The 7703-nt window shown below is 67.3% G+C and carries 8 protein-coding genes and 1 riboswitch; of the genes, 1 reads left to right on the plus strand and 7 read right to left on the minus strand.

Going from position 1 to position 7703, the window contains the following annotated elements:
• Positions 1–60: 60 nt before the first annotated feature.
• Positions 61–280, minus strand: a riboswitch (cobalamin riboswitch).
• 43 nt (positions 281–323) lie between these two features.
• A complete protein-coding gene (locus tag QZ814_RS12785; RefSeq protein ID WP_294332805.1) occupies positions 324–1082 on the minus strand; it encodes a phosphatase PAP2 family protein in 759 nt (252 codons plus the stop codon).
• A gap of 181 nt (positions 1083–1263) precedes the next feature.
• Between QZ814_RS12785 and QZ814_RS12790 the strand changes: the two genes are divergently transcribed.
• A complete protein-coding gene (locus QZ814_RS12790) occupies positions 1264–3096 on the plus strand; it encodes an EAL domain-containing protein (protein ID WP_294332807.1) in 1833 nt (610 codons plus the stop codon).
• A gap of 188 nt (positions 3097–3284) precedes the next feature.
• Here the strand turns inward: QZ814_RS12790 and QZ814_RS12795 are convergent, their stop codons facing one another.
• The 6 genes from QZ814_RS12795 to QZ814_RS12820 form a co-directional block, all read right to left on the minus strand.
• Positions 3285–3812: a response regulator transcription factor gene (locus QZ814_RS12795; protein WP_294332809.1), complete on the minus strand. Its 528-nt coding sequence runs from the start codon at positions 3810–3812 to the stop codon at positions 3285–3287.
• Positions 3809–5080: an ATP-binding protein gene (locus tag QZ814_RS12800; protein WP_294332812.1), complete on the minus strand. Its 1272-nt coding sequence runs from the start codon at positions 5078–5080 to the stop codon at positions 3809–3811. Before QZ814_RS12800 ends, QZ814_RS12795 begins: the two co-directional genes overlap by 4 nt.
• Positions 5077–5742, minus strand: a complete 666-nt coding sequence (locus QZ814_RS12805) for an SURF1 family protein (protein WP_294332814.1) — start codon at positions 5740–5742, stop codon at positions 5077–5079. Before QZ814_RS12805 ends, QZ814_RS12800 begins: the two co-directional genes overlap by 4 nt.
• 23 nt (positions 5743–5765) lie before the next feature.
• Positions 5766–6152, minus strand: coding sequence for a cytochrome o ubiquinol oxidase subunit IV (gene cyoD / locus QZ814_RS12810; RefSeq protein ID WP_294332816.1), 387 nt, complete (start codon positions 6150–6152; stop codon positions 5766–5768).
• The gene (gene cyoC / locus QZ814_RS12815; RefSeq protein WP_294332817.1) at positions 6149–6775 is read right to left on the minus strand and encodes a cytochrome o ubiquinol oxidase subunit III; all 627 of its coding nucleotides are present in this window, start codon (positions 6773–6775) and stop codon (positions 6149–6151) included. Before cyoC ends, cyoD begins: the two co-directional genes overlap by 4 nt.
• Before the next feature lie 4 nt (positions 6776–6779).
• Positions 6780–7703 (minus strand): cbb3-type cytochrome c oxidase subunit I (locus tag QZ814_RS12820; RefSeq protein ID WP_294332818.1); only part of this gene is annotated, 924 nt, incomplete at its 5' end.

Raw genomic sequence — 7703 nt, forward strand, 5'->3', positions numbered from 1 at the left:
GCCGCTTCGTTCGTCGCTCAAACGGAGTACACCGTGCCGCGGCCATCCCCTGGGCCAGGGCAAGAGCGACCGGACGCCGGCAGGTCTCCTGGCTTGCGGGTCACTGCGCGCTGCACGCCTTCCCAGGCCCCAGGGCCCAGTGGCTGCCCCTCGCAAGGAGGCCAGTGCATCGCGCTATCCGCTCACAGTTGCAGGGACAGCCGCGGATTTGGGAAGTCGCCTTCCCGCACCGCATTCCCGATTAAGCCCCGCCAAGGGCACCGGCGCGATCGGCCCCCTGCCTAGGCGATGCGCGAGAGCGGATCAACGGGCCTGTCGGGGCTTCACCAGGGCCGCACCGCCAATGCCGCCGCTTCGGCTGCGCACGCCTCGCCGCCCGGGCGCGGCGCTGTCGATCGCAGCGCCGCCACTTCCGCGCGTGCCGCCTCCACATCCCGCCGGAAGGCGGGCGCCGCATGGAGCGCGGCGAACACCACCGCGCCGGCCATGTACCCGGCCTCGATCGCGCTCTTGCTGTGCGATCCGCAGATCGCCCGGCTTTCGCCGTAGGCCCGGCCGCGGGCGAGGATCGCGGTCGCGCGGTCCGGCATCACTTCGGCGAGGATCAGCGCCTCCATCCAGCCATTGGCGGTGTGCCCCGAGGGATAATCGCCATTCCCGGCGAGATGGGCGGTCTTGGCCTCGCAGATATTGCCCTCGGTACGCAGATAGGGGCGCGGCACTTGATAGGCGGCCTTGACCGTGCTGACCACCGGGCCGGTGCCCGCACGATCCAGCAGGCGTGCCAGCACAGGCGCGCGCTTCGCGTCGAGCACCAGCCCCATGGCGCAGGCGTTGCGGCGAAGTGGATCGTTGGTCACGTCGTCGGTCGCGATTCGCCAGCGCGGGCTTCCCTCGAGCTTGCGGGTATCGCGAAAGATCTTGAGGTCGAGCGCGGCGGCCGCGCTGTCCATGGCGGGGGGCGGCGGCACGATCGCCATGCCGTCGGGATACTGGTCCGGCGCCAGATAGGGGCCGCTGTCGCTCGCCTGCGGTGCGGCAAGCATCAGGGCGGCGGCAGCGGCGATGGCGACGCGGATCATGCCGAGAATTCCTTCCAGAGGCGGCAGCCAGGCGACACGGGGCAGACCCGTATCCGTTTCGCGCGCGGCCCTAGCATCCGCCGCCCCTGCGTTGCTACGTAGTTTTACAGGCGATGCCGTTATGCCCGGCGCAAGGCGCGCTCTGTCATCCATGCAACAACGTGCAAAGGTGGCGATACGCGTGGACATTTCGCTTCAGAACAACATTTTGGAGCTGGTCGCGAAAGGCGCCGACCTTGCATCGGTCACCGATCGGCTGTGCAGGGAAGTCGAACAGCGCGCGCCCGAGGTCCGCTGCTCGGTGATGCGGGTGGATGTGGCCGGGCGGATGATCCCCGTCGCCGGCCCCAGTCTGCCGGAACAGTATCTTCAGTCGCTGGAGGGGCTGATGATCGGGCCCAAGGTCGGGTCCTGCGGCGCGGCGGCCTATCATGGCCAGCCCTATGTCAGCACCGACATCGAAACCGACCCCAACTGGACCAAGTTCCTCGACCTCACCCGCCCGCTGGGGCTGCGTGCCTGCTGGTCCAGTCCCATCAAGAACGGCCGCAGCGAAGTGACCGGCGTGGTCGCCTTCTATTATGCGGTACCGCGGGGGCCGACCCCGCTCGAGCGGCGTATGGTCCAGGTCTGCCTCCATCTCTGTGCCATCGCGATCGAGCAGGATATCTGGCGCGCCAAGCAGGTGCGCCGCGCTCAGCTGGACGGCCTCACCGGCCTGCCCAACCGATCCGCCTTCACCACGTCGCTGAGCGATCTCGATTGCAGCGAACCCGGCGCCTGGGGCCTGATCCTGCTCGACCTCGACAATCTCAAGATCGTCAACGACACCTTCGGCCACATCGCCGGAGACGACCTGATCATCCACACCGCGCACCGGCTCGCCGAGGTGGCAGCGCCCGACCGGGCCTATCGCCTCGGCGGCGACGAGTTTGCCGTGCTGCTCCAGAGCCCGGAGGCGCTAGCCGCCCCTGCCGACACGGCGCGACGCCTGCTCACCGCGCTGGCGCAGCCGATCGAGGGGAGCGAACGCAACGTCCTGCCCCGCGCAACCGCCGGCGGCGCGCTAATCGGCGAAGGCGAAACCGCCGAACAGGTGCGCCTCAACGCGGATCTCGCGCTCTACCACGCCAAGGAAACCGCGCGCGGCAGCTTCGTGCGCTACTGGCCGGGCATCGCCAGCCGCATGGCGCGGCGGCTGGAGGCGATCCACGCGGTCGAGCGGGCGCTTTCCGAGGACCGGCTGCTTCCCCATTACCAGCCGGTGTTCGACCTGGTCACCGGCGAGGTCATTGGCTTCGAGGCACTTTGCCGGATGCGAGTGGGCGATCGGATCGCCTCCGCTGCCGAATTCTTCGAGGCGACCACGGACGGCAAGGTCGCCGGTGCGATCACCGCGCGGATGCTCGAGCGCGTTGCCCTCGATCTGCGCCGCTGGTGTGACCTCGGCATCGCCCCGCGCCACGTCGGCATGAACTTCTCGTCGAGCGACTTCCATGGCGGCCGCCTGCGCGAGGTGATCCCCGAAGTGCTCGGCCGCCACGGCGTACCGCTGCACCACCTGGCCCTCGAGATTACCGAGTCTGTCTATCTCGGCCAGGGCGACACGCAGGTCGCCGACACGCTGCGCTGGTTCCGCGACAGGGGCCTTGCGGTGGCGCTCGACGATTTCGGCACCGGCTATGCGTCACTCACCCACCTGCTGACCATGCCCGTCGATTATCTGAAGATCGACAAGACCTTCACCGACCAGCTGCTGCAAAGCAGCGCCAGCCGCGCCATCCTGGAGGGCGTGCTCCACATTGCGCGCGAGCTCGACATGGCGGTGATCGCCGAGGGCGTCGAAACGGAGCTGCAGGCAGAGCGGCTTCGCGGCATCGGCTGCGCCTATGGCCAGGGGCACCTGTTTTCACCGGCGGTCGATGTCGAGCGAGCCACCCAGATCCTGCGCGAGTCGCACGCGCTGCTGGCGAAGCGTGCTGCCACTGTCGCGGACGGCAAGCATCTCCACTAGCTACCGGCCTGTATCAACCTGAATGGATGTGGATGCATCCCCCCTTCGCCCTCTTCGCCATCAGCCGCATCCCCGCCGAAACGAAGGTTTCGCAACAGCGGGCAAGAGCGGAACCGCGCATCTGCAGGAGACGCCGGCTTCCGCCGGCATGACGACGGGTCGGCACCCGTCGCCCCCACAGCACGGTATCAGAGGTGCTTCTTGTCCAGCTTGCGGGCCAGCGTGCGGCGGTGCAGGCCCAACCGGCGCGCCGCTTCCGAGAGGTTGTAGTTGGTGTCCGCCAGGGTCTGGTGGATATGCTCCCATTCGAGCGTCTTGATCGAGGTGGGTCGCGCCTTCAGTTCGGTATCGACATCGCCGTCGACGCGGTCGAACGCGGCCTCGATGTCGTCGGTGTTCGCCGGCTTCATCAGATAGTTGGTGGCGCCCAGCTTCACCGCCTCCACCGCCGTACTGATGCTGGCAAAGCCGGTGAGTACGACGATCCGCATCGTCGGGTCGAGATCGTGGAGCTGCTTTACGCATACCAGTCCGGAGCTGCCGCCAAGCCGCAGATCGACCACTGCTCGCGTCGGCGCGAAGGCGCGCGCGGTCGCCTCTACGTCTTCCGGGCCGTTGAGCATCTCGACCATGTAGCCGCGCCGCTCGAACGACCGCGCCAAGGTCCGAGCGAATACGGCATCATCCTCGATGATCAACAACTTGTGCGCCGTCATTCGATCTTATCCTCGAGTGCGAGAGCCGCAACGGGTACGCGCAGCTGCACCTCGGCGCCACCGCCCTCGAGGTTCCGTGCGGTAAGCGTGCCGCCGAGCGTCCGCAGCACGTTATGCGCCAGGAACAGCCCGAGGCCAGCCCCCTGCCGGTCCTTGCTGCTGTTATAGGGGTCGCCGATGTGCGGCAGCACCGAGGCCGGAAAACCGCGGCCATCGTCGCGTACCGTCAGGACCAGCAGGTCGTCCGGCGCGCTGACCGACAGACGGATGCGCTCGGCGCCTGCCTCGACCGCATTGTCGAGAAGGTTGACGATCGACTGGCCGAGCGCGCGGTCGGCGACGATCGGCAGGTCGGTCGGCAGCCGATAGTCGAGCGTGACGCTGTCGTTGCGCGGCCAGTTCTCGATCAGCCCGGTGACGAAGCCGCGCAGCGTCGTGCGCTCGGGCGCTTCGCCGCTCACTTCGCCGGCGGCGAACAGAATGCCGGCGACGATCGCCTTGCAGCGGGCGACCTCGGCCTGCATGTCGGCCACCTCGGCGCTGAGCTGGGGGTCGCGGCGGATCTTGGCGTCGGACCGCCAGTCGCCCAGCGCCACCGAAATCGAAGCGAGCGGCGTGCCGAGTTCGTGCGCCGCGCCGCTGGCAAGCAGGCCCATGCGGACGATATGTTCTTCCTCCGCCGCGCGCTGGCGCAGTTCGGCCAGGCGGGCATCGCGGTCGCGCAAATTGCGGGCGATGCGGGTGACGAACTGCACGACGAGGGTCGCGATCAGCGTGTAGTTGAACCACAATGCAAAGACGAAAGGCCCGGCAAGGCTACTGCTCAGCGCCGCCGGCAGCGGCAGCGGGCGGTGGACGATGGCGAGGGCGGCAAAGGCGGTGCTGGTCAGCGCCACCAGCGCCCAGCTCGAACGGGTGTCGAGCAGCACAGCCCCCAGCACCACCTGCAGCAGATAGAGGGAGACGAAGGGGTTGGTCGCGCCGCCGCTCAGGTAAAGAAGTACCGTGAGACAGGCGACGTCGACCAGCAGCCCTGCCATGACCTGGCCGTTGGTCGCCGGCCGCAGCGCGCGGGCGGGAACCATCGCCAGGTTGAGCGTGACGAGCACACCTACGGTCGCCAGCATCGGAACCAGCGGCAGCCGTACCCCGAACACCAGATGGACGCCGAGGATCGTCGTCAGCTGCCCCAGCACCGCCAGCCAGCGGAGCTGGACCAGCAGCAGCAGGTTGCGGCGCGCGGCGTCGTCCGGCGTCCGCGCGGTCATGCCTCTCCGCGCCCGCGCCATGCCCGCCACGCGAACCAGGCGGTCAGCAGGGCGAGGCCGAACCAGGTCAGCGCATAGACGAGATGGTTGTTGGGAAAGCGCAGCACGGTCATGCCGCCGCGCGGCCAGCCATCGCCGCTGCGGTCGGCGTCGACGAAATAGGGAGCGACGGCGGGCAGCCCCTGCCCCATCGCCGCGACGTCGCGCGAATACCAGCGGTTTGCCGCCGGATCATTGGCGCGGAGAAAGCCGCCCTTGGGCTCGCTCAGGCGCAGCAGGCCGGTAACGGTGACGCTGGTGTCCGGCCCCCGCTCGCAATCCGGCAGCGTCTGGCCGTCGGGCAGGAACCCGCGATTGATGAAAAGAGTGAAGCCGCGATCGGTGACCAGCGGGGTCATGACCCATTTGCCGGGGCCGAGATCAGTAACGGCCTGGGCCAGCCTGGTGCGGCAGGGCAGATAATGGCCGGTGACGCGGAGCTTGCGATAGGCGGCGTCGCTGTCGATGCGGGGCCATTCGGCGGGTCCGGGGGCAGGAACCGGCGCTGCCGCCAGTCCCCGCTCCACCCGTTCGATCAATGCCAGCTTCCAGCTGCGCCGCTCGACCTGCCAGATGCCGAGGCCGAGCAGGATGGCGATCAGCGGCAGCAGCGCGATCGCCATCCAGTTCCGGGAAGCCGGCCGGTTCACATGCCTGCGCCGGAATCCATCCCGGGCATCATGTTGATGTTCATGTTGTACATCACCCACAGCGAGCCCGCGAGCGCGATGACGATGATGATCACGGTGAACACCAGCGCCATCAGGGTCCAGCCCTGCTCCGACTTGCTGTTCATGTGGAGGAAGTAGATCATGTGGACGACGATCTGCACCATCGCCAGCCCTGCGCAGATCGCCACCGCCAGCTGGGTGTTGGCGATCCAGCCGCCCATCACGATCCCGAACGGGATCGCGGTGAGGACGACCGACAGCAGGAAGCCGGTGATGTAGCCGCCGCGGGTCGAGTGCGGCGCGTCATGGCCATGATCATGGCCGTGGTGGTGGGCGGCGTGCCCGTGGGTGTCCGCGCTCATCGCATGGCTCCAAACAGATAGACGAAGGTGAACACGCCGATCCAGATCACGTCGAGGAAGTGCCAGAACAACGACAGGCACTGCAGGCGACGGACATTGGCCGGGATCAGGCCCTTGCGGCCGATCTGCACCATCAGCGTGAACAGCCAGATCAGGCCGAAGGTGACGTGCAGGCCGTGGGTGCCCACCAGGGTGAAGAAAGACGACAGGAACGCCGAGCGCCACGGACCCGCGCCCTCATGGATGAGGTTCGAGAATTCGTAGAGCTCGATGCCGAGGAAGGCGGCGCCGAACAGCGCCGTCAGCAGCAACCAGGCTTGGACGGCACCCTTGCGCTGCTCCTGCATGGCGATCATCGCGAAGCCGTAGGTGATCGAGGAAAACAGCAGCATCGCCGTGTTCACCGCCACCAGCGGCAGCTCGAACAGCTCGTGGGAGGTGGGGCCTCCCGCATAGCTGGTGCCATAGACGCCCCATGCCGCGAACAGCATCGCGAAGATAAGGCAGTCGCTCATCAGATACATCCAGAAGCCGAGCAGCGTGCTGCCGCCGGGTTCGTGATGCTCCTCCTCGAGCTGGTAGAAGACGGGCGTGTCGCCCGTCGATACGGTCGTGGCGCTCATCGCCTCAGGCTCCCAGGCGCGCGAGCACCGCGGTGCGCGCATTCTCGGTTTCGGTCACTTCTTCTGCCGTGATGTAGAAGTCGCGATCATAGTTGAAGGTATGGGCGATCGCGGTGGCGATCAGACCCAGGAACGACGCCGCTGCGAGCCACCAGATGTACCAGATCATCGCGAAGCCGAACACCAGCGAGAAGCCCGCCAGGATGATGCCGGCGCCGGTGTTCTTCGGCATGTGGATCGGCAGGTAGCCCGAGACCGGACGCACCGCGCCGCGCGACTTCATGTCGTACCAGGCATCCAGGTCGTGGATGACCGGCGTGAACGGGAAGTTGTAGGCGGCCGGCGGCGACGAGGTCGCCCATTCCAGCGTACGCGCGTTCCACGGATCGCCGCTCTCGTCCTTCAGCGCCTCGCGGTTGCGGATGCTGACGAAGATCTGGAGCAGGAAGGCGGCGATGCCGACCGCGATGATCGCGGCGCCGATCGCGGCGATCACGAACCAGATCTGCAGGCTCGGATCGTCGAAGTGGCGCAGGCGACGGGTCACGCCCATCAGGCCCAGCACGTAGAGCGGCGTGAAGGCGACCCAGAAGCCGACGACCCAGCACCAGAAGGAGACCAGGCCCCACTTCTTGTCAAGCTTGAAGCCGAATGCCTTGGGCCACCAGTAGTTGATGCCGGCGAACAGGCCGAACAGCACGCCGCCGATGATCACGTTGTGGAAGTGGGCGATCAGGAACAGGCTGTTGTGCAGCACGAAGTCGGCCGGGGGCACGGCCAGCAGCACGCCGGTCATGCCGCCGATGGCGAAGGTGGCCATGAACGCCACGGTCCACATCATGGGCAGCTCGAAGCGGATGCGGCCCTTGTACATGGTGAACAGCCAGTTGAAGATCTTCGCGCCCGTGGGGATCGAGATGATCATCGT

The sequence above is a fragment of the uncultured Sphingomonas sp. genome, from assembly GCF_913777625.1.
Lineage (GTDB): Bacteria > Pseudomonadota > Alphaproteobacteria > Sphingomonadales > Sphingomonadaceae > Sphingomonas.